The 25,383-nt window shown below is 62.2% G+C and carries 26 protein-coding genes; 21 read left to right on the forward strand and 5 right to left on the reverse strand.

Features of this window, described 5'->3' with window-relative positions:
* Nucleotides 1–25: 25 nt before the first annotated feature.
* The 4 genes from cobJ to cobG are packed head-to-tail and all read right to left on the reverse strand — an operon-like array spanning nucleotide 26 to nucleotide 4,401.
* Nucleotides 26–1,732 carry a precorrin-3B C(17)-methyltransferase gene (gene cobJ, locus AAEZ09_RS20315; protein ID WP_350600556.1) on the reverse strand — a complete coding sequence of 569 codons (1,707 nt, stop codon included), beginning with the start codon at nucleotides 1,730–1,732 and terminating at the stop codon, nucleotides 26–28.
* Nucleotides 1,732–2,463 carry a precorrin-2 C(20)-methyltransferase gene (locus tag AAEZ09_RS20320; RefSeq protein WP_350600588.1) on the reverse strand — a complete coding sequence of 244 codons (732 nt, stop codon included), beginning with the start codon at nucleotides 2,461–2,463 and terminating at the stop codon, nucleotides 1,732–1,734. The genes cobJ and AAEZ09_RS20320 overlap by 1 nt, the downstream gene beginning before the upstream one ends.
* A complete protein-coding gene (locus AAEZ09_RS20325; protein WP_205891979.1) occupies nucleotides 2,463–3,089 on the reverse strand; it encodes a precorrin-8X methylmutase in 627 nt (208 codons plus the stop codon). Before AAEZ09_RS20325 ends, AAEZ09_RS20320 begins: the two co-directional genes overlap by 1 nt.
* On the reverse strand, nucleotides 3,082–4,401 hold the full coding sequence (gene cobG, locus AAEZ09_RS20330) for a precorrin-3B synthase (protein WP_350600557.1): 1,320 nt from the start codon (nucleotides 4,399–4,401) through the stop codon (nucleotides 3,082–3,084). Before cobG ends, AAEZ09_RS20325 begins: the two co-directional genes overlap by 8 nt.
* 258 nt (nucleotides 4,402–4,659) lie before the next feature.
* On the opposite strand from cobG, the gene cbiE reads away from it, so the two are divergent.
* The 21 genes from cbiE to AAEZ09_RS20435 all read left to right on the forward strand — a co-directional run bounded on the left by cbiE (nucleotide 4,660) and on the right by AAEZ09_RS20435 (nucleotide 24,995).
* A complete protein-coding gene (gene cbiE, locus AAEZ09_RS20335) occupies nucleotides 4,660–5,871 on the forward strand; it encodes a precorrin-6y C5,15-methyltransferase (decarboxylating) subunit CbiE (RefSeq protein WP_350600558.1) in 1,212 nt (403 codons plus the stop codon).
* Entirely contained in the window at nucleotides 5,864–6,961 is a 1,098-nt protein-coding gene (locus tag AAEZ09_RS20340) for a cobalt-precorrin-5B (C(1))-methyltransferase (RefSeq protein WP_350600560.1), read from the forward strand. The genes cbiE and AAEZ09_RS20340 overlap by 8 nt, the downstream gene beginning before the upstream one ends.
* A complete protein-coding gene (locus AAEZ09_RS20345) occupies nucleotides 6,958–7,674 on the forward strand; it encodes a cobalt-precorrin-6A reductase (RefSeq protein ID WP_205891983.1) in 717 nt (238 codons plus the stop codon). The genes AAEZ09_RS20340 and AAEZ09_RS20345 overlap by 4 nt, the downstream gene beginning before the upstream one ends.
* A gap of 32 nt (nucleotides 7,675–7,706) precedes the next feature.
* Nucleotides 7,707–7,859 carry a helix-turn-helix domain-containing protein gene (locus AAEZ09_RS20350; RefSeq protein WP_414704638.1) on the forward strand — a complete coding sequence of 51 codons (153 nt, stop codon included), beginning with the start codon at nucleotides 7,707–7,709 and terminating at the stop codon, nucleotides 7,857–7,859.
* A gap of 94 nt (nucleotides 7,860–7,953) precedes the next feature.
* On the forward strand, nucleotides 7,954–8,352 hold the full coding sequence (locus AAEZ09_RS20355; RefSeq protein WP_350600561.1) for a DUF2946 domain-containing protein: 399 nt from the start codon (nucleotides 7,954–7,956) through the stop codon (nucleotides 8,350–8,352).
* Between the two features lie 48 nt (nucleotides 8,353–8,400).
* The gene (locus AAEZ09_RS20360; protein ID WP_350600562.1) at nucleotides 8,401–8,880 is read left to right on the forward strand and encodes a copper chaperone PCu(A)C; all 480 of its coding nucleotides are present in this window, start codon (nucleotides 8,401–8,403) and stop codon (nucleotides 8,878–8,880) included.
* A 20-nt stretch (nucleotides 8,881–8,900) separates the two neighbouring features.
* Entirely contained in the window at nucleotides 8,901–9,341 is a 441-nt protein-coding gene (locus tag AAEZ09_RS20365; protein WP_350600564.1) for a DUF2946 domain-containing protein, read from the forward strand.
* A 190-nt stretch (nucleotides 9,342–9,531) separates the two neighbouring features.
* Entirely contained in the window at nucleotides 9,532–11,649 is a 2,118-nt protein-coding gene (locus AAEZ09_RS20370) for a TonB-dependent copper receptor (RefSeq protein ID WP_350600565.1), read from the forward strand.
* Nucleotides 11,650–11,787: 138 nt separating this feature from the next.
* Complete coding sequence (locus AAEZ09_RS20375) at nucleotides 11,788–13,164, forward strand: PepSY-associated TM helix domain-containing protein (protein WP_350600567.1); 1,377 nt, start codon at nucleotides 11,788–11,790, stop codon at nucleotides 13,162–13,164.
* Between the two features lie 323 nt (nucleotides 13,165–13,487).
* Nucleotides 13,488–14,753, forward strand: a complete 1,266-nt coding sequence (urtA, locus tag AAEZ09_RS20380) for an urea ABC transporter substrate-binding protein (RefSeq protein ID WP_045060352.1) — start codon at nucleotides 13,488–13,490, stop codon at nucleotides 14,751–14,753.
* A gap of 127 nt (nucleotides 14,754–14,880) precedes the next feature.
* On the forward strand, nucleotides 14,881–16,380 hold the full coding sequence (gene urtB, locus AAEZ09_RS20385) for an urea ABC transporter permease subunit UrtB (RefSeq protein WP_045060353.1): 1,500 nt from the start codon (nucleotides 14,881–14,883) through the stop codon (nucleotides 16,378–16,380).
* Nucleotides 16,380–17,459: an urea ABC transporter permease subunit UrtC gene (gene urtC / locus AAEZ09_RS20390; protein WP_045060354.1), complete on the forward strand. Its 1,080-nt coding sequence runs from the start codon at nucleotides 16,380–16,382 to the stop codon at nucleotides 17,457–17,459. The genes urtB and urtC overlap by 1 nt, the downstream gene beginning before the upstream one ends.
* Nucleotides 17,456–18,325 carry an urea ABC transporter ATP-binding protein UrtD gene (gene urtD, locus AAEZ09_RS20395; RefSeq protein WP_045060355.1) on the forward strand — a complete coding sequence of 290 codons (870 nt, stop codon included), beginning with the start codon at nucleotides 17,456–17,458 and terminating at the stop codon, nucleotides 18,323–18,325. Before urtC ends, urtD begins: the two co-directional genes overlap by 4 nt.
* A gap of 129 nt (nucleotides 18,326–18,454) precedes the next feature.
* Nucleotides 18,455–19,153, forward strand: a complete 699-nt coding sequence (gene urtE / locus AAEZ09_RS20400) for an urea ABC transporter ATP-binding subunit UrtE (protein WP_045060356.1) — start codon at nucleotides 18,455–18,457, stop codon at nucleotides 19,151–19,153.
* 30 nt (nucleotides 19,154–19,183) lie between these two features.
* Nucleotides 19,184–20,023, forward strand: a complete 840-nt coding sequence (locus AAEZ09_RS20405; protein WP_045060357.1) for an urease accessory protein UreD — start codon at nucleotides 19,184–19,186, stop codon at nucleotides 20,021–20,023.
* Nucleotides 20,024–20,176: 153 nt separating this feature from the next.
* Nucleotides 20,177–20,479 carry an urease subunit gamma gene (locus tag AAEZ09_RS20410; protein ID WP_045060358.1) on the forward strand — a complete coding sequence of 101 codons (303 nt, stop codon included), beginning with the start codon at nucleotides 20,177–20,179 and terminating at the stop codon, nucleotides 20,477–20,479.
* Between the two features lie 9 nt (nucleotides 20,480–20,488).
* On the forward strand, nucleotides 20,489–21,022 hold the full coding sequence (locus AAEZ09_RS20415) for a GNAT family N-acetyltransferase (RefSeq protein ID WP_350600569.1): 534 nt from the start codon (nucleotides 20,489–20,491) through the stop codon (nucleotides 21,020–21,022).
* Nucleotides 21,023–21,029: 7 nt separating this feature from the next.
* A complete protein-coding gene (locus tag AAEZ09_RS20420) occupies nucleotides 21,030–21,563 on the forward strand; it encodes a GNAT family N-acetyltransferase (protein ID WP_045060360.1) in 534 nt (177 codons plus the stop codon).
* Nucleotides 21,563–21,868, forward strand: a complete 306-nt coding sequence (locus tag AAEZ09_RS20425; RefSeq protein WP_045060361.1) for an urease subunit beta — start codon at nucleotides 21,563–21,565, stop codon at nucleotides 21,866–21,868. The genes AAEZ09_RS20420 and AAEZ09_RS20425 overlap by 1 nt, the downstream gene beginning before the upstream one ends.
* A gap of 88 nt (nucleotides 21,869–21,956) precedes the next feature.
* Nucleotides 21,957–23,657: an urease subunit alpha gene (ureC, locus tag AAEZ09_RS20430; RefSeq protein ID WP_045060368.1), complete on the forward strand. Its 1,701-nt coding sequence runs from the start codon at nucleotides 21,957–21,959 to the stop codon at nucleotides 23,655–23,657.
* A 210-nt stretch (nucleotides 23,658–23,867) separates the two neighbouring features.
* The gene (locus AAEZ09_RS20435; protein ID WP_205891991.1) at nucleotides 23,868–24,995 is read left to right on the forward strand and encodes a sensor histidine kinase; all 1,128 of its coding nucleotides are present in this window, start codon (nucleotides 23,868–23,870) and stop codon (nucleotides 24,993–24,995) included.
* Between the two features lie 63 nt (nucleotides 24,996–25,058).
* On the opposite strand, the gene AAEZ09_RS20440 is transcribed toward AAEZ09_RS20435, so the two are convergent.
* The gene (locus tag AAEZ09_RS20440) at nucleotides 25,059–25,364 is read right to left on the reverse strand and encodes a chaperone modulator CbpM (RefSeq protein ID WP_350600571.1); all 306 of its coding nucleotides are present in this window, start codon (nucleotides 25,362–25,364) and stop codon (nucleotides 25,059–25,061) included.
* Between the last annotated feature and the right edge of the window lie 19 nt (nucleotides 25,365–25,383).

Genomic DNA, 25,383 nt, shown 5'->3' on the forward strand with positions numbered 1-25,383 from the left:
CACAGGCCCCCTCAAAACCTGGCGATTACTTGATTTCGACCAGCTTGTCTCCGTAACTGCGCGGCGTATACACCCATGACAAACCCTGGGCTCGAGGGAACACGCGAGTCGTCGAAGAACCAATCAATACCATTGTTCGCATATCAACCTGATCCGCAGTCAACTGCCCCAGGGTAGTCACCCGCAACGTTTGACCGGGCCGCCCGATATCTCGCCCCAGCACGACCGGCGTCTCGGCAATGCGGTACTGCGCCACGATCTCAAGGGCGCGCCCCAGCTGCCAGGGGCGTGATCGTGAAATCGGGTTGTAAAATGCCATGGCCAGGTCGGCTTGAGCGGTCAGCGCCAGGCGCTTCTCGATGATTTCCCATGGTTTGAGATTGTCCGACAGCGACAGTACACAGAAGTCATGCCCCAGCGGAGCACCTGCCTGGGCAGCGGTAGCCAGTGACGCTGAAACGCCGGGAAGAATTTCCAGGTCAACGCTGTGCCATGCGGGGTCACGGGATTCATGCAGCGCTTCAAGCACCGCCGCGGCCATCGCAAATACCCCTGGGTCACCAGAAGACACCACGACCACGCTGCGACCTTGCGCCGCCAACTCAAAGGCATGTCGCGCTCGCTGCATTTCCTCACGGTTGTCGGTGCAGTGCAGCACTTGATCGGCGCGGAACGGCCCCGCCATGCGCACATAGGTTTCATAACCTAGAACATCATTGGCGCGGGTCAATTCCAGCTTCACTGCAGGCACCATCAAATCCGCAGCGCCCGGGCCAAGCCCGATGACGGCCAGGCGCCCCCGTGCACGACCAATGCGCGAGGGGTCCAACGGGTGTTCGGCGACGGCAACCGTGATCCCGTTATCGCCATGGACGGTCAGCGGTGGCGACGTCAGCTCGGCCAACTGCTCGCAAACAGTGTCCGCCCTGGAAAACCGCAGTGGCACATTGAGTTCGACGGCGGCGTCACGAAGCGCCTGGCTGGCCATCTGCTGTTCACTGGCCAACAAACAGGCCAGCGAGTGCACGGCAATGTTCGCGTTGTGCAGGCGCTTGCGAATGGCATCGGCCAGGTCTGCGACCTCTTCGTTCACCAGCACCAGCACGCTCTTGGGATAAATCAGCAGCTCATTGGCGGATGGCTCGCGCTCGGTAGTCCCGACATGAATGGCCAGACGCGCCTGCTGATCCTGGGCCAACTGCGCTTGCGCCAGCCACGGCGCATCGCCTTCAATTCGAACCGGCTCACCGCCGAGCAAATCGGAAACAAAGCGTTTACCAAGCTCCAGATCGCCCAAGGCGTAGCCGCTGGGCGGGTTCAGCAAACAGGTGCCAAAGCGCAGTTCGCCGCTGGTAGTGATAGCCGGCGCGATCCCCAGGCTTTCAGCAATTTCGCGGGCCAATACGTTGACACCGCCCAGGCCACCCAACAGCGGCACCACAGCGCTGGCGTCTTCAGCCACGACCAGCACCGGCGGTTCCACGCCTTTTTCCAGGAGCAGCGGCGCCAGCGTACGGATCACGATACCGGCGGCGCACAGCGCAATGATCGGTGTGTTCGTCGTATAGAGTTCGCGCAGGGTAGCGCCGAACTCCTGATATACGACGTCTGCGCCCTCGACCCTTGTGGACAGTCCGTAGATCAGGGCGCCGGGCAGGGATCGCTGAATCAGGCGTGCAGTCGCGAGGCTGCCATTACCTAGAATGACGATTGCAGGAACGGATCGACTCATCAGCCCTGCCACCTTTCACCCGGAACGATGATCAATGAGAAGTACGGCGAAGACATCGGCTCGACCTGATCCAGCGGTACTATCTTCTGGTTAGCCATGGTGGCGCGCTCAACGTACAGCGCCCGCTCTGCGAGGCCCAGCTCGCCCAGTACTTCTCGAACCTTGGGAAAGTTGCGCCCCAGTTTCATGATCACTGCCGCGTCAGCGTCGGCCAGGCGGCGCTTGAGATCTTCACGGGGCAACACGCCGGACAACACCGACAGGCTCTGATTTCGATAGACCAGAGGGGCACCAAGTACCGACGCGCCTCCCAGCATCGAGCAGACACCCGGCACCACTTCGGCTTCGTAGCGCTCGGCCAGGCGGTCGTGCAGGTACATGTACGAACCGTAGAAGAACGGGTCGCCTTCACAGATCACCGCCACATCTCGCCCGGCATCCAGATGCGCGGCCAACTCTTGCGCGGCGGTGTCGTAGAAGTCGCTGATCACTTGCTCATAGGACAACGGTGCCGGCAATGCTTCGGTGGTCACCGGGTACACCAGCGGCAGCAGTGTTTGTGCGTTCTGCAGGTGTGCTTCAATGATACCGAACGCATTGCCCTTCTTGCCCTTGGCGACGAAGTACGCGACCACTGGCGATTCGCGTAACAGGCGCAGGGCTTTGACCGTGATCAGTTCCGGATCACCCGGGCCGACGCCCAGGCCAATCAAACGTCCAGATGGCTGCATCATTCGATCTCCGTAGCCAGGGCATTGACGGCGGCGGCAGCCATGGCGCTGCCTCCCAGCCGCCCTTGCATGATCACGAACGGTACGCCTCGGCTGTCGGCGGCAAGCGCTGCCTTGGATTCGGCTGCGCCCACGAAACCTACCGGAAAGCCCAGAATCAGCGCCGGTTTCGGCGCGCCGGCATCGAGCATTTCCAGCAAGTAGAACAAGGCCGTCGGCGCGTTACCGATGACGACCACGCTGCCTTCCAGATGCGGGCGCCACAACTCGAGCGCAGCAGCGGAACGGGTGTTGCCCAACTCACGCGCCAGCTCTGGCACGCTGTCGTCGCGCAACGTACAGATCACCTGATTGTTGGCCGGCAAGCGCGCGCGGGTCACGCCTTCGGACACCATCCGCGCATCACATAGAATCGGCGCTCCGGCCATCAGAGCCTCACGCCCCGCCTTGCCCGCACCTTCGGAATACTGCAGGCCGTCAATGGCCCCGACCATGCCGCAGGCGTGGATTACCCGAACCGCGAGTTTTTCCAGGTCAGCCGGGATCCGGTCGAGGTTGGCCTCGGCGCGAATGATCGCGAAGGAGTTGCGATAGATCTCCTGACCGTCGCGGATGTAATCAAGCATCAAGGGGGCTCCGTGGGCGGGCATCAAGCAATGCACGCGCCGCTTCAATAGTGAGATTGCGTGCTTGCAGCGCGCCGAAACCCGGCAGTGCTGCATCGCGAAAATAAACATCGTAGTGACCCGCACTGGTCGCCAGCAGCGTCACGGGGGCAGGGTGCGCGCAGGCGCAGGAGCGTGGGCAACCTGTCAGGTGAACCTGTTGCCCGCGCGGGCCTGGCTGCAGCGCCCCCAACAGCCGGGCATCGCCCTTGGTATCCGACAACCCTTTGGCGCAGCCGCAAGAACCGGTGCAGGCCACCAGATCGGTCAACGGCTCATTGGCGTCGACCAGGAAACCCAGGGCCTGCAATTGCCGGGTGACCCAGGGCGCATCCTCCTGGCGGATGTTGGGCAGCAGCAGGCTTTGCCAGGGCGTCAGGCGCAGGCTGGCGTCGCCGAACTGCTCAGCCAGGTCCGCGGCGCCCTTGAGCATCGACGGATCCAGCCGCCCGAGCGGCGGTGCGACGCCAACATACACAAGGCCTTCATGGCGCTGGGCAACAGTGCCCAGGTGCAATTTCGCGCCCGCCGCCGGGCGCTGCCACTCAGTCACGCCCAGTAGCGACACCCGAGTGGCCAGCATCTGCAGCAACAGCTCTGGTGACCGTTCGGCCAGCACATGGCGCATACGGGTCTGGTCCGGCCGAGCAAGCTCAAGGAACAGATCCAGGACGGCGATCACCAGCGCATGGGCGTTCTGCAGCTGTACCGCGGCCGCCGGCAAGTCTGTGGGGCAGCCGGCAAAACCGAACGCCAGCACCACTTCTCCCGCCCGTTCAGCCGCGCTCAGCCACAGGTCGTGAGGATGCTCGAGCATGGCCAGCGCCTCACCGCCGTCCAGTTGCAGGGCGAACTTGGCCGACAGGGCATGGAAGCGTTCATGGGTTTGCAGGCTGTCGAGTATTTGCCGGGCCAGTGGACGGGTGTCGAGCAGCATTTTTCGATCGATACCGGCGCCAGGGCTAAGCATCACATTGCGCACGTCGTCGCCAGCGGCGGTGGCAGGCCCCAACCCGGCAGCCAGCAAGCTGTCGATGAGTGCGGTTTCCTGCCCGCCAATACCGCGAATCTGCAGATTGGCCCTGTTGGTCGCTTCCATGACCCCATCGGCATACCGCTGCGCGGCCTGGGCAACAGCCTTGGCCTGAGCGCTGCGGATGGAACCGCCATCGAGTTTGATCCGGCAAATCCCCCCGTCCAGCGCCTGAACGACACGCAGCAATCCCGGGCAAGCCGAAGGACGCAAGGGACTGGAGGTCGGTCGTGATTTCACGGGTTAGCCGGCAAGGGAATTAAGCTCGGCATTATGCCTGCTTTGCCCCGCAGGATGAAAAGCCCGTACGTTTTGACGACGAAACGCGTGGAGCTTTCGAGTTGCAAAAACACCGACAGTGAAGAGCCAGGCCCTCATCCCGGCGACTGATAAGGACAACCGGTCACAGGCTACGCCGGGCTATAATGGACGGCCGCACGGGCAACTCAGGCCCGGGTTGCGGTGATGATGTGCTTGGCTTGATAAAAGAGGAACGGCATGACCCCTTGGCTGACGGTGGTAGGTATCGGTGAAGACGGCTTCAAGGGCCTTGGCAAGAATGCCCGACGCGCCCTGCTGTCTGCATCGCGGATCTTCGGCAGCCCGCGCCAGCTCGAACTGTTGCCCCTGTGTATCGTCGGCGAACGTCGTCAATGGCCGAGCCCGTTCTCGCTGGATTCACTGCTGGCCCTGCGCGGCGAACCGGTTTGCGTACTGGCCAGCGGCGACCCGATGTTCTTCGGCGTCGGGGCCAGCCTCACCCGGCAACTGTCCACTGACGAAATGCTGATCCTGCCGGCGCCGTCCTCTTGCTCCCTGGCCGCTGCGCGAATGGGCTGGGCGCTGCAGGACGTCGTCACCCTGTCCGTCGTCGCCCGGCCGGTCGCTGCGCTCAACGCACATCTGTTCAACGGCACGCGCCTGCTGGTATTCAGCAATGACGGCCAGAGCCCTGGTGCCATTGCCGCGTTGTTGCGCGAGCGCGGGTTCGGCCCGAGTCGCCTGAGCGTGCTTGAGCACCTGGGCGGTGACGCCGAACGCCGCATCAACGCAGTGGCCAATGACTGGAGCAATCCGGTCATCGCCGATCTCAACCTGGTTGCCATTGAATGCTTCGCAGAAGCCGACGCACCGCGCCTGTCGCGGTTGGCCGGTTTGCCGGACAGCGCCTTCAAGCATGATGGTCAGCTGACCAAGCGTGACGTGCGGGCGATCACCCTCGCTCGCCTCGCGCCGGTGCCGGGCGAACTGCTGTGGGACGTCGGCGCTGGCAGTGGTTCGATCGGGATCGAGTGGATGCGTGCGCACCCGAGTTGCCGCGCACTGGCGGTCGAGGCTGACGCAGGGCGCCAACTGTTGATTGAACATAATCGCGATGCCCTCGGCGTGCCCGGCTTGCAGCTGATTCGCGGCAGCGCGCCGCAGGCGCTGGATGGGCTTGAGCGCCCCGACGCCATTTTCATCGGCGGCGGCGTCACCCGCGAAGGCGTGCTGGACACCTGCTGGGCAGCGCTCAAGCCCGGCGGCCGCCTGGTGGCCAACGCAGTTACGCTGCAGAGCGAAACGACCCTGATGGCGTGGCGCGAGCAGCACGGCGGCGAGCTCACGCGAATTCACATCGCCCAGGCGCAACCCCTGGGTGACTTCGACACCTGGCGCCAGGCGCTGCCGATTACCCTGCTGGACGTGGTCAAGCCCTTCGATGCGTGATGAAACCGCGGAACAACCCGCCCCCCTGCGCAGCGGCCTGACCACCGGCAGCTGCGCCACCGCTACCAGCCTCGCGGCCGCCCGGTTGCTACTCGGCGGCCTGGGTGCGGACGCTGTGGATATTGTGTTGCCCAAGGGCAAGCAGGTGCAGATGCGCCTGGAGTTCTGCCGTTTGACCGAAGACGGCGCGGAGGCCGGCACTATCAAGGATGCCGGTGACGATCCGGACGTCACCCACGGCGCCCTGCTCTATTCAGGGGTGCGCCTGGACGCCGACCCAGGCGTACGTTTCAGGGCTGGCCGTGGCGTTGGCACCGTCACACGCCCGGGGCTGGTCCTGGGTGTGGGCGAGCCGGCAATCAACCCGGTGCCGCGCAAGATGATCAGCGATCACCTGACCCAACTGGCCGCCGAATTGGGTTACGGCGGTGGGTTCGAGGTCACGGTCAATGTCGAAGGCGGCGAGGCGCTGGCATTAAAGACCATGAATCCGCGGCTGGGGATTCTCGGCGGGCTGTCGATTCTCGGCACCAGCGGTATCGTCCGGCCGTTCTCCTGCGCCGCGTACATTGCCTCTATTCATCAGGGCATCGACGTCGCCAAGACCAACGGCTACCTGCACATTGCCGCGTGCACCGGCAACGCCAGCGAAGACACCATGCGCCGGGTCTACGACTTGCCGGAAATCGCCCTGATCGAAATGGGCGACTTCGTCGGTGCTGTGCTCAAGCACCTGCGCCGGGTGCCTGTGGATAAACTGAGCCTGTGCGGTGGGTTTGGCAAAATCAGCAAGCTGGCCGCCGGGCACATGGACCTGCACAGCCGGCACTCAAGCATCGACCTGGCGCAATTGGCTGACTGGGCCGCCGCCATCGGCGCCGACGAGGCGTTGCAACAGGCGATCCGCGAGGCCAATACCAGCCAGCAAGCCCTGGCCATGGCCAGCGCAGCCGGGATCGCCCTCGGTGATCTTGTGTGCCAGCACGCACTGGATTTTGCTCGCAGCGTGGTGCCGGCCCAGGTGCAGGTCGAAGTGTTCGCCATCGACCGCCAGGGCGGCGTGGTCGGCCACGCGGGAGCCTTCCAATGAAACGCATCCTGTTGCTGGGCGGCGTCACTGAAGCATTGGCCATTGCTCGAACCCTGGCACCGCCACACATTTACAGCCTGGCCGGCGTAGGCCGCGTGCCCACGGATCTGTCCTGCCAGGTGCGCGTCGGTGGCTATGGCGGTGCGGATGGCCTGGCGCAGTTCATCGGCGATCAAGGCATCGACCTGCTGCTGGACGCCACCCATCCCTACGCTGCCCAAATCAGCCAGAACGCCGCCACTGCTGCGCGCATCAGCGGCATACCCTGCTGGGCCCTCAGGCGCCCGGCATGGCAGGCCCAGGCCGGTGATGACTGGCGAGAAGTGAAGGACTGGGCAGATCTGATCAGCGCCCTGCAACCCTTCAGACGCCCACTGTTCACCCTCGGCCGCGAGCCTTTGCAACACCTGCACGAAATCCCGCCCGAACAGTTCTGGACGCTGCGTGCACTGGACGTCTACCCCGGCAACGAACGCTGCGAAGTGATCGGCGCCCGCGGGCCCTTCCTGATCGACGACGAACGCCACCTGTTCGAGCGCCGGCAGATCGACGTGCTGATCAGCAAGAACAGCGGCAGCACCGCCACCGAGCCGAAGCTGGAAGTGGCGCGGGAGCGTGGGGTGCCGGTGCTGGTGTTGAAAAGACCGGTGTTGCCGGTGGTGGACAGGGAATTTGAGTCGGTGATGCAGGTGTTGGCGGCCCTGTCGTCGTAGATGTCCCCGACATTCTTTTGAAACTCGAGGCTTTGTCGACCGGGTTTTTCGGAATAAGCCGTATATCCAGCCTATCGCGTCAATCTTATAGTTCGGCATTGAGCAGCGCTGGCAATCTGGAATTCGCGACTATCATGAAGGTTATGAAAGCCTTGGGCCTGCGCTTGCATGCCAATGCGCCCTGACTGCTGCGACACCACACCGCAGGCGGACTTTTTACTTATCGGCACTGATCAGGCTAAATAGCCGCGCCTGATCGCCCATCCACCGGATTTCCCCATGTCCCGACAACGGCTCGCAATTGCCTGGATCGCCTGCTTTGCAGTGCTGTTCAACATGCTCGCCATGCCGATGAGAGGGGCGCTGGCGCAGTCGGCTAAATCGCCGGCCGATCAGTTGTTGTGGGGCAGTTTCTGCTCTTCCAGCGGCACGAAGATGGTGGCGATTTCACTGGGTGACGTCGACCAGAAAGCCCCCTCAGGGGACGATCATTCCAACATGCAGCATTGCTGGTGCTGCTCCGGGTCTGCGCCCTTGGTGGCATTGCCCGGGCATGAGCCGCAGCTGTATTTCGCACAGTACCAGCCCAATCGCAGCCTGGCAGTCGGCATCCTGGATACACCCACACCTCGCCAGCAATGGCCTGCCTTGAACCCCCGCGCGTCCCCTCTGGTGTGATTCCTTCTCGCAATTGACCTGCGTTTTGAATCGTTCTGGAGAACCGCCATGTTGAACAAACTCATCGTCCTGGCCGCCTTGGTGTTGCCTGCCTGCTTTGCCAATGCCCACGATTACAAGGCCGGGCAACTTGAAGTTGCCCACCCCTGGTCCATGGAGCTGCCACCCAATGCACCGACCGTGGCCGCGTATTTCGTGATCACCAACAAAGGCGACACCGCAGACAGGTTGGTCAGCGTCGACTCGACGATCGCCGGCAGCGCCCAATTGCATGAACACGTGCAGCAAGGCGACGTGATGAAGATGCAGCAGGTACCCAGCGTGGCAATCCCGGCCGGTGGAGTCGTCACCTTCGCCCCCATGGCCTATCACGTCATGCTGCTGGACCTCAAAGACCGCGATCTGTTGAGAGACGGCCAGAAGTTCCCGCTGACGATGCACTTTGAAAAGTCCGGTGAAGTGACGGTCGACGTCACGGTGCAGAAGCAGGCGCCGGATGGCGCGCCAATGCACGCCCACGCCCAATAACCGACCGAGCCCGCACGCCCATGCGCCCGCTTAGCGCCAGGTTCCCAGCTACCCGCCGTCAGCCATTGCGCCTGACTCGCGGCAGCTGGGTCAGCCTGTTCGCCATGTTGATGATCTTTATCGGCCCGCTGATTTCCCAGTCGATGCCGATGGATCAGCGCGCGCCGCTGTCCATGGACATGTCCATGAGCATGGACATGTCGACGATGGAGCACGCCGAACATGGCGCGCAGGTCGACGATGAGCATTGCCCGCCGAAAACCGATCATCACGCGCTGTGGGAACGATGCGGCTACTGCAGCCTGTTGTTCAATTGCCCGGCACTGACGGGCGGCCACTCTTTCGCGGCCTTTGACACCCCCAAGACCAGCACTTTCACCACACCCGCCACACGCCTGGGCCATGCCCGGCCAACCTTCTTCCCCGGCGCCCGCACCCGCGCGCCCCCTTCCGCCGCGTAAACATCTGCCCAAACCCACACGGCTATAGGACAGCAAAGCTTCCTGTGGGAGCGGGCCTGCTCGCGAAAGCGTTGTGCCAGATGACATCCATGTGGCTGACATTCCTCTTCGCGAGCACGCCTGCTTCCACAGTTGATTCGATGCTTTGGCTGCCAGCCGTGACGTTTACGACTGTTCGACGGAAATTTTCATGTCCATGTTTTCTGCAGACACACGCCTGGGCGCCGCCCAGGTTTCTTTCGCCCTGAACCCGACCAGCGTCCGGGTCAGTCACGCCACCGCGATCCTTTGCGGCGCTTTGCTCATGCCCCTGGCGCAAGCCGATGAACACGCCGGCCACAATGAAGAATTGAGCCCCACGGTCATCACCGCCATTGCCCAGAGTTCACCGCTGACCATCGTCACCAACCCCAAGGACCCGCGCCAACCCGTGCCGGCCAGTGATGGCGGTGACTACCTCAAGACCATCCCCGGCTTCGCCCTGGTGCGCAATGGTGGCACCAACGGCGACCCGGTGCTGCGCGGCATGTTCGGTTCACGCCTGAATATCCTCACCAATGGCGGCATGATGCTCGGCGCCTGCCCCGGCCGAATGGACGCACCCACCTCCTACATTTCGCCGGAAACCTACGACAAGCTCACAGTCATCAAGGGCCCGCAAACCGTGCTCTGGGGCCCCGGCGCATCAGCCGGGACCGTCCTCTTTGACCGAGAACCGGAAAACTTCGGCGAGCTTGGTTCGCGGGTAAATGCCAGCCTGCTGGCCGGTTCCAACGGTCGTTTCGACAAAGTGGTGGACGCTGCTGCCGGAGGACCGTTGGGCTATGTGCGAGTGATCGGCAACACGGCCCACTCCGACGACTACCGTGACGGCAACAATGACACCGTGCCCTCGCGCTACGACAAGTGGAACGGCGACGTCGCCGTGGGCTGGACGCCGGATGCCGACACCTTGCTGGAGCTGACCGCTGGCAAGGGTGACGGTGAAGCGCGGTACGCCGGACGCGGCATGGACGGTTCCCAGTTCAAGCGCGAGAGCCTGGGCCTGCGCTTCGAAAAATCGAACATCGGCGAGGTGCTGGACAAGGTCGAGGCACAGATCTACTACAACTACGCCGACCATGTGATGGACAACTACACGCTGCGCACGCCTTCCGGCACAGGGATGATGGCCGGTCCCATGGCCTCGAACGTCGACCGCCGCACCCTCGGTGCGCGCATCAAAGGCACCTGGCGCTGGGCCGACGTGCAATTGATCAGCGGCCTCGATGCGCAGACCAATGAACACCGCCAGCGCAGCGGCATGGGCATCGATACCTACAAGGACGTGCCGTTCACCAAGGACGCCGATTTCCATAACTATGGCGTCTTCAGCGAGCTGACCTGGTTCGCCACGGACAGTGACCGGCTCATCAGCGGCGCCCGCCTGGATCGCGCCTCGGCCAGGGATTTTCGCCAGACCACCGGCTCGGGGATGATGACCCGGCCTAACCCGACCGCCAACGACACCCGCGCCGACACCCTGCCCAGCGGCTTCATCCGCTACGAGCATGACTTGGCCGACAGCCCGACCACTCTCTATGCAGGCCTGGGTCACACCCAGCGCTTCCCGGATTACTGGGAGCTGTTTTCGCCCAACTCAGGCCCGAGCGGGTCGCTCAACGCCTTTGATTCGATCAAGCCGGAAAAAACCACCCAGCTCGATTTCGGCCTGCAGTACAAGAGCGCTGAACTCGAAGCCTGGGCCTCGGGTTACGTCGGCCAGGTGCGCGACTACATCCTGTTCGATTACACCCCGGGGATGATGGGAATGACCTCCCAGGCGCAGAACATCGACGCACGCATCATGGGCGGCGAACTCGGTGCAGCCTACAAGCTGACCGACAACTGGAAGGCTGATGCGACCCTGGCTTATGCCTGGGGCAAGAACAGCAGCGACGGCAACGCACTGCCGCAAATGCCGCCGCTCGATGCCCGTTTCGGCCTGACTTATAGCGAAGACAACTGGAGCGCCGGGGCACTGTGGAGGCTGGTCGCCGCGCAAGACCGGATCGACCGCAACAAGGGCAACGTGGTGGGCAAGGACTTCGACAAGACCGCAGGTTTCGGGGTGTTCTCGCTCAATGGCGCCTACCGGATCAATCAGCACTGGAAGGTCAGCACCGGCGTGGACAACCTGTTCGGCAAGGCTTACGCCGAGCACCTGAACCTGGCCGGCAACGCAGGCTTTGGCTACCCGGCCAACGACCCGCAAGCCATCAAGGAACCGGGGCGAACGCTCTGGACCAAGATTGATATGAGTTTCTAACAAGAAAAGTCAAAAGATCGCAGGCTACGCCAGCGCCTACATCGCATGCACCCTGTAGGAGCGCTGTAGGAGCTGTCGAGTGAAACGAGGCTGCGATCTTTTTACGGGACAATCGATTCGCCAAGCGGAGCACCCACCATGCAACAGCCCAAAGTGAATTTCTACAACCTGGCCTGGCGCTGGCATTTCTACGCCGGTCTGTTCGTCGCGCCATTCATGGTCATGCTGGCCCTGACCGGGGTCATCTACCTGTTCAAGCCACAGCTTGATCCGTTGATGTACGGCAGCCTGCTGAATGTCCCGGCCGGCCATCACAGCCTGCCGGCCGACGAGCTGCTCAAACGGGTGAAAATTGCCTATCCACAAGGTCAGGTCACGCAGTACCTGCCACCGGTCAATGCCGAACGCAGTGCCCAGTTTGTGGTGACCCAGGCCGACCAGGAACTGAACGTCTTTATCGATCCTTATCACGGCGACATCCTCGGCGAGCAAGACGCCAAGATGAACCTGCAAGCCGTGGCCCGGGCGATTCACGGCGAGCTGATGATCGGCACGGTGGGTGATCGCCTGGTCGAACTGGCCGCCGGTTGGGGCATTGTGCTGGTGGTGTCCGGCGTCTTCCTCTGGTGGCCACGGGGCCAGGCAGCCGGCATCCTCTGGCCGCGCCTGCGCAGCCGCGGCCGAGTGCTGTGGCGCGACCTGCACGCGGTCACCGGTTTCTGGGGCGCGACCTTTCTGCTGGTGATGTTGCTCAGCGGCATGACCTGGACCGGGTTCTGGGGCAAGCAATACGCGGGGGTCTGGAACGTCTTTCCGGACGCGATGTGGAATGCCATGCCCAAGTCCGATGTCGAAGCGCGCAGTCTCAATACCGCCACTCGCCAGACTGTCCCATGGGCCATGGAAAACACGCCGATGCCGATGTCCGGCGATCATGCCGAACACATGAACCACGGCGATAAATCTGCCGGCCCGGCCGCACCGATCATCAGCCTGCAAGACGTGCAAAACGTCGCCGAACAACGCAAGGTCGAGCCCGGCTACAGCATCACCCTGCCCACCACCGACACCGGCGTGTTCACGATCGCCGTGTTCGCCGACGACCCGCGCAACGATGCCACCCTGCATGTCGATCAATACACCGGCAAGGTGCTCGCCGATGTGCGCTGGGAAGACTACGGCAATGTCGCCCGCGCCACGGAAGTCGGCGTGATGTTGCATGAAGGCAAGATGTTCGGGGTCATCAATCAGATTATCGTGCTGCTGATCTGCCTGATGATTCTGCTGAGCGCGGTCAGTGGCGTGGTGATTTGGTGGAAACGTCGCCCGCAAGGCAAGCTCGGCGTGCCACCGCTGCGCCACGACCTGCCGAAATGGAAAACCGCGATGGTCATCATGTTCGCACTGGCGGTGGCATTTCCGTTGGTGGGGGCCTCGTTGGTCGTTGTCTGGGTTTTGGACCGTGTGCTGTTTTCGCGATTCAACCGGCAGCCTGAATCGGCTTCTACTTCCTGAATCCGGCTTCCTCTGCAGGAGCGGGCTCGCTTGCGATCAACGTCGTGACGCTGCGGTCAGACAGAAACCAGCGTTATCGTTGACGTCTATCGCGAGCGAGCTTGCTCCGACAGGTAGGGGCGGCGCTCCTGCCCTGTTGTGGCGCACCCCGGCGCACCAACGCCCCGACCTCGACCCTTCCTGGTGCGCCGCCAAGCCGCGCACCCTGTCTAAACCGACACTTTCCTGCCTTATGCCGACCAGGCACAGCCCTTGCTAAAGACTCTTCAGTAGCCCGCATCTGCCAACCAAGAAAAATATCTAATGTTCATGGAGATTGCACAATGAAGCGTCGTAGCTTGATCAAGGCTTTCACACTCACGGCAAGCATCGCCGCAATGGGCATGACCTGGACTATCCAGGCCGCCGAGACCATCAAGGTCGGGATTCTGCACTCATTGTCCGGCACCATGGCAATCTCCGAAACTTCGCTCAAAGACATGGCGTTGATGACCATCGACGAGATCAACGCCAAGGGCGGCGTGAACGGCAAGATGCTCGAACCGGTAGTGGTCGACCCTGCGTCGAACTGGCCGCTGTTCGCCGAGAAGGGCCGCCAGTTGCTGACACAGGACAAGGTCGCCGTGGTCTTCGGTTGCTGGACTTCGGTGTCGCGCAAATCAGTGTTGCCGGTATTCGAGGAGCTCAATGGCCTGCTGTTCTACCCGGTGCAATACGAAGGCGAAGAAATGTCGCCGAACGTGTTCTACACCGGCGCAGCGCCGAACCAGCAGGCGATCCCTGCGGTGGAATACCTGATGAGCGAGGAAGGCGGCAGTGCCAAGCGCTACTTCCTGCTGGGCACCGACTACGTCTACCCGCGCACCACCAACAAGATCCTGCGTTCTTTCCTGCACTCCAAAGGCGTGGCGGACAAGGACATCGAAGAGGTCTACACCCCGTTCGGCCACAGCGACTACCAAACCATCGTTGCCAACATCAAGAAATTCTCGGCAGGCGGCAAGACGGCGGTGATCTCTACCGTCAACGGCGACTCCAACGTGCCGTTCTACAAAGAGCTGGCCAACCAGGGCCTGAAGGCTACCGACGTTCCGGTCGTAGCGTTCTCGGTCGGTGAAGAGGAACTGCGCGGCATCGACACCAAACCGCTGGTGGGTAACCTCGCGGCCTGGAACTACTTCGAGTCGGTGGAAAACCCGGCGAACAAGAAATTCGTTGCCGACTGGAAAGCCTATGCGAAGAAACACAACCTGCCGGGCGCCGACAAAGCGGTCACCAACGACCCAATGGAAGCCACCTACGTGGGCATTCACATGTGGGCCCAGGCAGCTGAAAAAGCCAAGTCCACCGACGTCGACAAAGTCCGCGAAGCCCTGGCCGGCCAGACCTTTGCCGCGCCGTCCGGCTACACGCTGACCATGGACAAGACCAACCACCACCTGCACAAGCCGGTGATGATCGGCGAGATTCAGGCGGACGGTCAGTTCAACGTGGTCTGGCAGACCGAAGGCCCGATCCGTGCCCAGCCTTGGAGCCCGTTCATTTCGGGTAACGACAAGAAGCCGGATTATGCGGTGAAGAGCAACTAGATAGCAGGAACAAGCCCCTAACCCTGTGGGAGCAAAGCTTGCTCGCGATGGCGGTACATCTGGTACAGCGCTATCGCGAGCAAGCTTTGCGCCCACAGGGCCCATCGTCGCCTCTCAGGACGTAGCTATGTCCCTATATCGTTTGCTGCTTGCCATCACTTTCCTGTTGCTGCCGATGGCTACTTTTGCCGGCGACGTCGAAGACTTCGTCGCCGCCAATCCGGTTCAACAAGCCAAGCTTCTGGAAGCCTGGGCCGCGCAGCCCGACCCGGCGCGTGTCGAGCTGATCAACGCCTTGCAACAAGGGCAGTTGACCGTCGACGGCCAGCCGAAAACCCTGCGCCTGAACAACCGCCTGCGAGGTCTGATCGACACCGCACTGGCCAGCCACCAACTGCTCGCCGCCGATGCCAAACTGCGTCTGGCCGCCGCACAACAATTGCAGAAAAGCGCCAAACCGGCGCAACTGAAATTCCTCGACCAGCAACTGGCCGCAGAATCGGACGAAAACGTCCACGCGGCCCTGAGCCTGGCCCTGGCCAACCTGCAGCTGGTCGACACCGACCCAGCCGTGCGCCTGGCGGCCGTGCGCCTGCTTGGGGAAACCGGCGACCCGCTGGCCCGCACCCGCCTTGAAAGCCTGCTGGAACCGGGCGTCGAGGCCGACGCCGGGGTGCGTACCGCCGCCGAAACCAGCCTGGCCCAAGTGAAACGCAAACTGCTGATCGGCGAGGTCCTCGGCCAGGCGTTCAGCGGCATGTCCCTGGGCTCGATTCTGCTGCTTGCCGCCCTCGGCCTGGCGATTACCTTCGGCTTGCTCGGGGTGATCAACATGGCCCACGGCGAGATGCTGATGCTCGGCGCGTACTCCACCTATGTGGTGCAGCTGATGTTCCAGCGCTACGCCCCGCAAGCCATCGAGTTCTACCCGCTGATTGCCCTGCCGGTGGCGTTTTTTGTAACCGCAGCAATCGGCATGGCACTGGAGCGCACAGTGATCCGCCACCTCTATGGGCGCCCACTGGAAACCCTGCTCGCCACCTGGGGCATCAGCCTGATGCTGATCCAGTTGGTACGGCTGGTGTTTGGCGCACAGAACGTCGAGGTGGCCAACCCGGCCTGGTTGTCCGGCGGCATTCAGGTGCTGCCAAACCTGGTGCTGCCCTACAACCGCATCGTCATCATCGCGTTTGCGCTGTTCGTGGTCGTGCTGACCTGGCTGCTGCTGAACAAAACGCGCCTGGGGTTGAACGTGCGCGCCGTCACGCAAAATCGCAACATGGCCGCCTGCTGCGGAGTGCCGACCGGTCGCGTCGACATGCTCGCGTTCGGGCTCGGCTCCGGTATCGCCGGGCTCGGCGGCGTGGCCCTGAGCCAGATCGGTAACGTAGGCCCTGACCTTGGCCAGAGCTACATCATCGACTCGTTCCTGGTGGTGGTGCTCGGCGGCGTAGGTCAACTGGCCGGGAGCGTCTTTGCCGCATTCGGCCTGGGCATTGCCAACAAGATTCTCGAACCACAAATCGGAGCCGTACTCGGCAAGATCCTGATCCTCGCGCTGATCATTCTGTTTATCCAGAAACGTCCGCAAGGCCTCTTTGCACTGAAAGGACGGGTGATCGACTGATGAACCAGCCCCTGATGCTCACGGCTACACAAAAGGCCGGCCCCAAGGTCACGATCGCCGTCGGTGCGGTGATTCTCGTGCTGCTGCTGGCACTGCCGTTGCTTTCGCTGTTGCCACCGGACAGTACGTTCCACGTCTCCGCCTACACCCTGACCCTGGTGGGCAAGATCCTGTGCTACGCCATCGTTGCCCTGGCCCTGGATCTGGTCTGGGGTTACGCCGGCCTGTTGTCCCTGGGCCACGGCCTGTTCTTCGCCCTCGGCGGTTATGCGATGGGCATGTACCTGATGCGCCAGGCCTCGGGCGATGGCTTGCCGGCCTTCATGACGTTCCTGTCGTGGACCGAATTGCCATGGTACTGGGCCGGCACCAGCAGTTTTCTCTGGGCCATGTGCCTGGTGGTGCTGGCGCCGGGACTGCTCGCGCTGGTGTTCGGCTTCTTCGCCTTCCGCTCGCGCATCAAGGGCGTGTATTTCTCGATCATGACCCAAGCGCTGACGTTCGCCGGGATGCTGCTGTTCTTCCGCAATGAAACCGGGTTCGGTGGCAACAACGGCTTCACCAACTTCCGCACCATTCTCGGCTTTGGCATCACCGAACCCGGTACCCGCGCAGTGCTGTTTATTGCCACGGTGCTGTTACTGGTGGCCAGCCTGTACATCGGCTGGCGCCTGGCGCAAAGCAAATTTGGCCGGGTGCTGACCGCGCTGCGCGACGCAGAAAACCGCCTGATGTTCTGCGGCTACGACCCACGCGGCTTCAAGCTGTTTGTGTGGGTGTTGAGTGCAGTGTTGTGCGGCCTGGCCGGTGCGCTGTATGTACCGCAAGTCGGCATCATCAACCCGAGTGAAATGTCGCCGACCAACTCCATCGAAGCCGCTGTCTGGGTAGCGCTGGGTGGGCGCGGCACGCTGATCGGGCCGCTGCTGGGCGCCGGCGTGGTGAATGGCATGAAGAGCTGGTTCACCGTGGCCTTCCCCGAGTACTGGCTGTTTTTCCTCGGCGCACTGTTCATTGTCGTGACGCTGTACCTGCCCAAGGGTGTGATCGGCTTGCTGAAGAAAAGGGGCGAACAATGAGAATCACACCGACGGCGCAATTCATGCTCGAACCCGCCTTCTTCCCACCGGAACCGAACAAGGATGCCGGCAGCAGCCGGGACGCCATCGGCCTCGGCCAGCGCGTGACGCCCGGCCTCAACACCCGTCACGGCACCATCCTGACCCTGGAAGACATCAGCGTCAGCTTCGATGGCTTCCGGGCGCTGAACAACCTGAACCTGTACATCGGCGTCGGCGAGTTGCGCTGCATCATCGGACCCAACGGTGCGGGCAAGACCACCTTGATGGACGTGATCACCGGCAAGACACGCCCCAGCCATGGCAAGGCGTGGTTCGGTGAAACCCTTGACCTGACGCAGATGAGCGAAGTGCAGATCGCCCAGGCGGGCATCGGTCGCAAGTTTCAGAAACCGACAGTGTTCGAGGCGTTGAGCGTCTTTGAAAACCTTGAACTGGCGCAGAAAACCGACAAGTCGGTGTGGGCCAGCCTGCGGGCTCGCCTCAGCGGTGAACAGAAGGATCGCATCAGCGAGGTGCTGGACACCATTCGCCTGACCAGTTCGGTCAATCGTCCGGCGGGCCTGCTGTCCCATGGTCAGAAGCAGTTCCTGGAAATCGGCATGTTGCTGATGCAGGACCCGCAGCTGCTGCTGCTCGACGAACCGGTGGCGGGCATGACCGATGCCGAGACCGAATTCACCGCTGAGCTGTTCAAGCGTCTGGCCGGTAAGCATTCGCTGATGGTGGTTGAGCACGACATGGGTTTTGTCGGCTCGATTGCCGACCACGTAACGGTGCTGCACCAGGGTAGCGTGCTGGCCGAAGGGTCGCTTGCGCAGGTGCAGGAAAATGAGCGGGTGATCGAGGTTTATCTCGGACGCTGATGCACTTCGTAGGAGCGAGCTTGCTCGCGATGGAGATCAACGATTACGCGGGCTGCCTGAATGAACGCTTCGATCTCGGGATCATCGCGAGCAAGCTCGCTCCTACAAGGGTTTTGAGGAGAATTTGGAATGCTGCAAGTCGACAAGCTGCACCAGTACTACGGTGGTAGCCACATCCTGCGCGGCCTGACGTTTGACGTGAAAATCGGCGAAGTCACCTGCCTGCTCGGGCGCAACGGCGTGGGCAAGACCACCTTGCTCAAATGCCTGATGGGCCTGCTGCCGGCCAAGGACGGCGCGGTCAACTGGGAAGGTAAACCGATCACCACGTTCAAACCCCACCAGCGGGTACACGCCGGAATCGCCTACGTTCCCCAGGGTCGGGAAATTTTCGGCCGACTGACCGTCGAAGAAAACCTGCTGATGGGTCTGTCACGCTTTCCCGGCAGCGAAGCGAAGGAAGTCCCGGCGTTCATTTACGAGCTGTTCCCGGTGTTGCTGCAAATGAAGCAGCGGCGCGGTGGCGATTTGTCCGGCGGCCAGCAGCAACAGCTGGCCATCGGTCGCGCATTGGCCAGTCGCCCACGCTTGCTGATCCTCGATGAGCCCACCGAAGGTATCCAACCTTCGGTGATCAAGGAAATCGGCGCGGTCATCAAGAAGCTTGCCGCCCGCGGGGACATGGCTATTTTGCTGGTCGAGCAGTTCTACGATTTTGCTGCCGAACTTGCCGATCAGTACCTGGTGATGTCCCGCGGCGAGATCGTGCAGCAGGGGCGCGGCGAAAACATGGAAGCCGAAGGTGTGCGCGGCCTGGTAACCATCTAATCTGCAGCGTCCAGACGATCATTGGTACTTATGAACTTACCTGTTTCCCCTGCCCTGTTTACCCCGAGCTGGCACGCCGAGCTGGAACTGGGCTATGCCAGATTTGGCGACAGCACGCGCCCGGTACAGCGCCGCCACATGGGCCCGTTGCGGGTGCAAAAACACCTGTATGCCGAAGGCCCCGAAGTGTGCCAGCACATCATCGTGCACCCGCCAGGAGGTATTGCCGGCGGGGATAGACTGGACATCAGCGCCAGCGTGGGTCGCGATGCCTGGGCGCAAATCACCAGCCCCGGCGCGGCCAAATGGTATCGCGCCGCAGGGCCCGCCTATCAGCAACTCGACTTGAAAGTCAGCGCAGGCGCGACACTGGAGTGGTTGCCCCAGGAGACCATCATTTTCAGCGCCGCGCAGGCAGAGCTCAGCACGTCCATCGACCTGGAAGGCGATGCGCGCCTGTTCTACTGGGACGTCGTGGCATTGGGACGGCCGGCCAGTGGCGAGCGCTTTGACCTGGGGCATTTCCAGGCGCAACTCGACATCCGTCGCGACGGCCAGTTGCTCTGGCACGAACGCCAGCGCATTGTCGGGGATGACGGCTTGCTTGACTCGCCTATCGGGCTGGACGGGCGACCGGTGTTTGCGACGCTGCTGGTAACGGGTGAGATCGACAATGACTTGCTGGAAAAATGCCGCTCTCTACCCAACGACGTCCGCGGGGATTTAACCCAGTTACCGGGACTTCTGGTCGCCCGATGCCTGGCCAGCGAAGCCCTGTTGGCCCGCAGTTGGATGATTGATTTATGGCGATTGCTCAGGCCGGCGTTGTTAGGCCGCGAAGCGCTGCCACCGAGAATATGGAGCACCTGAACACGTCATTTGCAGGAGCCGGCTTGCCGGCGATGGCGGCCGGTCAGGCGCCTGATGGGGTGAATGTGCCGACGCCATCGCTGGCAAGCCAGCTTCCACAAGGTTACCTGTGAACAGATCCGAATTTTTTACTGCCCAAGATGGATTCCAACAATGGACCTGACCCCACGCGAAAAAGACAAGCTGCTGATCTTCACCGCCGGCCTGGTGGCCGAGCGACGTTTGGCACGCGGCGTGAAACTCAATTACCCGGAAGCCATGGCCTACATCTCCGCCGCGCTGCTCGAAGGCGCGCGCGACGGTCAGACCGTGGCGCAGCTCATGCATTTCGGCACCACACTGCTCAGTCGCGAACAAGTGATGGAAGGCATCCCGGAAATGATCCCGGAAATCCAGGTGGAGGCAACGTTTCCCGACGGCACCAAACTGGTGACCGTTCACCAACCCATCGCCTGAGGACGCGTCATGACTTTCCACATCCGCGATGCCGTCCACGCCGACCTGCCTGCGATCCGCGATATCTACAACGATGCCGTACTGAACACCACGGCCATCTGGAACGAGCAGGCGGTCGACCTGGGAAACCGCCAGGCCTGGTTCAGCGCCCGGCAGTCACAGGGTTATCCGATTCTGGTCATCGTCGACGGCGACAACACTGTACTGGGCTACGCTTCATTCGGTGACTGGCGACCGTTCGACGGTTTCCGCCACACGGTGGAACACTCGGTGTATGTGCGCAGCGACCAGCGTGGCAACGGCCTCGGCCCGCAGCTGATGACCGTGCTGATCGAGCGCGCCAAAGGCTGTGACAAGCACATCATGGTGGCCGCCATCGAAAGCGGTAACGCCGCTTCCATTCGTCTGCATGAGCGCGCCGGTTTTATCACCACCGGCCAGATGCCCCAGGTCGGCACCAAGTTCGGCCGCTGGCTGGACCTGACCTTCATGCAACTGACGCTCAATCCTGGCGCGCAACCGCCGATCGCCAGCAAGGAGTAACGCCCCGATGAACGCCGCTCAACTGCGCCGCGTCAATGTTGAAAGCTTCGCGCACTATCGCCAGGGACTGATCGATCTGCTGCTCGATGCAGTGGGTTATGGCGCCAGTGTCGGATTCATGGCGAACCTGGACGCGGTGCAGGCCCGCGCCTATTTCGACGAAGTCCAGGACAACCTGAACAAGGGCAATGTACTGCTCTGGGTGGTGGTCAAGGACGAACAGGTGCAAGCCAGCGTACAGCTGACCCTGTGCCAGAAAGCCAATGGCCTGAACCGTGCCGAAGTGCAAAAACTGCTGGTGCGCGAGCACGCGCGACGTCGTGGCCTGGGGCAACAGTTGATGACCGCCCTGGAGACCGCCGCACTGCAGCACAAGCGCGGCATGCTGTACCTCGATACCGAGGCCGGCTCACCGGCCGAAGACTTCTACAAGGCGCTGGGCTACACCCGTGCCGGCCAGATCCCCGACTACGCCTGCGACCCGAGCGGCCAGTACAAGCCGACCGCCCTCTACTACAAGATTCTGCAAGGAGCCCATTGATGATTCCCGGTGAATACCAGATCCAGCCCGGCGACATCGAACTCAACACAGGCCGCCGCACGATCAGCCTGAAAGTGGCCAATAGCGGCGACCGGCCAATTCAGGTTGGCTCGCATTACCATTTTTTTGAAACCAACGACGCGCTCACCTTCGACCGTGCGGCCAGTCGCGGCATGCGCCTGAACATCCCTGCCGGCACTGCCGTGCGTTTCGAACCGGGGCAGAGTCGGGAGGTCGAGCTGGTCGACCTGGCGGGAAATCGCCGGGTGTTCGGGTTTGCCGGGCGGATCATGGGTGACCTTTGAGCAATGCGGTGCTTGCAATGGCCCCATCGCGGGCAAGCCTTGCTCCCACAGGTGAGCCTAAAACACAATTGAACCCCAAGGCATGCGCATGAAAATTTCCAAACAAGCCTACGCCGACATGTTCGGCCCCACCGTTGGTGACAAGGTCCGCCTGGCGGACACCGAACTGTGGATTGAAGTGGAAAAAGACTTCACCACCTACGGCGAAGAAGTAAAGTTCGGCGGCGGCAAAGTCATCCGCGACGGGCAGGGCCAGAGCCAGCTCTTGGCCGCTGAGGTCGCCGACACTGTGATTACCAATGCACTGATCATCGACCATTGGGGCATCGTCAAAGCCGATGTCGGCCTCAAGGATGGACGCATCGCCGGCATCGGCAAAGCGGGCAACCCGGACGTGCAACCCGACGTGACCATTGCCATCGGCGCCAGCACCGAAATCATCGCCGGCGAAGGCATGATCCTCACCGCTGGCGGCATCGACACCCACATCCACTTCATCTGCCCGCAGCAGATCGAAGAGGCGTTGATGAGTGGCGTTACCACCATGATCGGCGGTGGCACTGGCCCGGCCACCGGCACCAACGCCACCACCTGCACCTCCGGGCCGTGGCACCTGGCACGGATGCTTCAGGCAGCGGACGCGTTCCCGATGAACATCGGCCTCACCGGCAAGGGCAACGCCAGCCTGCCGGAGCCGCTGATCGAACAGGTCAAGGCCGGCGCCATCGGCCTCAAGCTGCATGAAGACTGGGGCACCACGCCGGCGAGCATCGACAACTGCCTCAACGTCGCCGACCAGTACGACGTGCAGGTGGCGATCCATACCGACACGCTCAACGAGTCGGGCTTCGTCGAAACCACACTTGCCGCGTTCAAGGGGCGCACTATCCACACCTACCACACCGAAGGCGCCGGTGGTGGTCACGCACCAGACATCATCAAGGCCTGCGGCTTTGCCAACGTGTTGCCTAGCTCGACCAACCCGACCCGGCCGTTCACCCGCAACACCATCGACGAACACCTGGACATGCTGATGGTCTGCCACCACCTGGACCCCGGCATCGCCGAAGACGTGGCCTTCGCCGAAAGCCGCATCCGCCGCGAAACCATTGCCGCCGAAGACATCCTCCACGACCTCGGAGCGTTCTCGATGATCAGCTCCGACAGCCAGGCCATGGGGCGAGTCGGTGAAGTGATCACCCGAACCTGGCAGACCGCCGACAAGATGAAAAAGCAACGCGGCGCGCTGCCCGGGGATGGTCCCGGCAACGATAACTTCCGCGCCAAGCGCTACATCGCCAAGTACACCATCAACCCGGCGATCACTCACGGCGTCAGCCATGAAGTGGGCTCGATCGAAGTGGGTAAATGGGCCGACCTGGTGCTCTGGCGGCCAGCTTTTTTCGGGGTCAAGCCGACGCTGATCCTCAAAGGCGGTGCGATCGCGGCCAGCCTGATGGGCGACGCCAATGCGTCGATACCCACACCGCAACCGGTGCACTACCGCCCGATGTTCGCCAGCTATGGCGGCTCGCTGCACGCCACCAGCCTGACTTTTATCAGCCAGGCAGCGCACGACGCCGGCCTACCCGAGGCGCTTGGCTTGAAGAAGAAAATCGCCGTGGTCAAAGGCTGCCGTGAGGTGCAGAAAACCGACCTGATCCACAATGATTATCTGCCGACCATCGACGTCGATCCGCAGACCTATCAAGTCAAGGCCGACGGTGTGTTGCTGTGGTGTGAACCAGCGGATGTGCTGCCGATGGCGCAGCGCTATTTCCTGTTCTGACCCCACGTTGAGCAGGCAGGAATCCGGCATGCCAGGTTCCTGCCTGCAGCAACGGCCGATCAGGTGGCCGTTTTAAAGGTGAAAAGGATCTCCAACCGCTGCAGTGACCGCAGAACATTTCCTGATCGAGGCTCTCGCCGCGTAATGGTAGTTTTTAGTGCCCGCCAAAGGGGCTAAGATGCGCCAGACTTCTCCCTCAGGAATCTGGCCATGCGCCTACCCGAATTCATCAGGCAACACGTAGACCGTATCGTCGATGAATGGGAGCAGTTCGCCAGCACCATCACCCCCGCTGCCGAGCACATGGACAGCGTCGCTTTGCGCGACCATGCCCGGGTCATCCTGCTGGCCGCAGCGCGGGATATGACCACCGCACAAAGTGCCAGCGAGCAAATGGCCAAGGCCAAAGGCGAGGGACCCGAGAAAACCCCAAGCCTGGATGAGGCCGGAGCCAGCCACGGTGAGCTGCGGCACACGGTGGGTTTTGACCTGGTGCAGATGACCAGCGAATTCCGTCACCTGCGCGCCTGCGTGATCCGGCTGTGGGTCGGGAGCCTGGACTCACCGGACCTCGCCTACTTCCAGGACATGATCCGTTTCAACGAAGCCATTGACGAAGCCCTGGCGGAGTCCACGGCCGCCTATGCCGAACAGGTCGACCGCTCCAGGGACATCTTCCTGGCGATACTTGGCCATGACCTGCGCGCACCCTTGCAGGCGGTGAGCATGTCCACGGAATTGTTACTGCGCAAGGTCAAGCTTGAGGGCGATGCCCTGGCCTGCGCCCACAACATCAAGCGTGGCGCCCGGCACATGGCCGTGATGGTCAGCGATCTGCTCGAACTGGTACGCAGCCGCCTGGGCAAGAGCCTGCCGATCGAACCCGCGCCGATGGACCTGGCCGATGCCGCCCACGCGGCCATTGGCGAGGCGTGCGCCGGCAACCCTGAGTGCGACCCGAAACTGGTCATCTCGGGCAACACCCAGGGCAACTGGGATCGCGGACGGCTTGATCAACTGTTGCAGAACCTGATCGGCAACGCCCTGCAACACGGCCTGAACAAACGGGATGTCACCATCACCCTGGCCGGCGAACCCGAGGCGGTGTGCCTGACGGTGCATAACTTCGGCAAACCGATTTCTGAAGAGGCCATCGGCACCATCTTCGACCCACTGGTACGCAGCGCCGACGAAGAACTGGGCCAGCCGTCCACCAGCCTTGGTTTGGGGCTTTTTATCGTCAATGAAGTGGTGCAAGCCCATTCCGGTACGATCGAGGTGAGTTCCAACGAAACTGACGGCACGCTGTTCACGGTAGTGTTGCCCCGCAACATTTGAGGGGTTGCCAGCGTTACGCCAGAACGGGATGCCCTCAAGCGTCCCTGTGCCCAAGCCGGCTACCTACTCAACCAGCAACCGCCCCAACCGCTGCTTCAACATCCGGTTTTCCGCCCGAAGCTGCTGCACCTCCTCCAGCAACTCCAGCGCCAGGGCAACCCCTTCCCATCCCAGCTCCAGATCGCGCCGCAGCTTTGCGGCGCGTTTCGCCAGGGCCAGTTCGTAGTCGTTGAATCGCCAATCCTTGGGCACCGAGCCCTGAGGTTCGAGGATGCCGTGCTCGACGATTTCGATCACGTAGACGTCCGATAAGTCGGTCGCTTCGCAGAATTCGGCCAGGTCCAGATGAACGATCAGGGGGTTGCTCATGATGGGCTACTCCGTCTGT

It is taken from the genome of Pseudomonas sp. 65/3-MNA-CIBAN-0223, assembly GCF_040310425.1.
GTDB lineage: Bacteria > Pseudomonadota > Gammaproteobacteria > Pseudomonadales > Pseudomonadaceae > Aquipseudomonas > Aquipseudomonas gregormendelii.